Origin of the sequence: Nosocomiicoccus sp. HMSC059G07, from assembly GCF_001815515.1 — a bacterium.
GTDB classification, from domain to species: Bacteria; Bacillota; Bacilli; order Staphylococcales; family Salinicoccaceae; genus Nosocomiicoccus; species Nosocomiicoccus ampullae_A.
The window spans coordinates 204,334-204,731 of record NZ_KV820866.1 but is presented as its reverse complement, the minus strand read 5'-3'; the positions used below and the strand labels follow the sequence as shown (position 1 = coordinate 204,731).

Annotated in this window: 1 protein-coding gene; it reads right to left on the bottom strand. The window is 30.2% G+C overall.

Translation table 11 applies throughout. The features are described 5' to 3' along the window. Positions 1-283 (bottom strand): hypothetical protein (locus tag HMPREF3029_RS08325; protein WP_144265447.1); only part of this gene is annotated, 283 nt, incomplete at its 3' end. Between the last annotated feature and the right edge of the window lie 115 nt (positions 284-398).

Genomic DNA, 398 nt, shown 5'->3' with positions numbered 1-398 from the left:
TTAATGGAATATTTTTCTCATGTTCTTGATAAGCATGTACATTTCTTCTTACTAACTCATCATTCCAATCTTTTACATTTACTCTTTTAGGTGGTACAGCAAAAAATATCCGCATTTCTCCGTGTTCACGGTGAACTAAATTATTTTCAATTTTATCTTGATTAAATCTTAGTCCTACTTCATCATTATCTACTGCATACACTACATTTGGTATCTTAACTGTGTTTTGACCGACTTCTAAAATCTGTTGATAGATTATACTTGGATTGTTAATCCCTTGCATTGAAACATATTTTGAGTTTTATGTTAGTCCAATGAGTAAAGCATAGATAATTGCAGCAACCTCACTTTCAAAAAAGTAAAAATTCTCTTACTTTAGTCGGATCTTTCATCATATT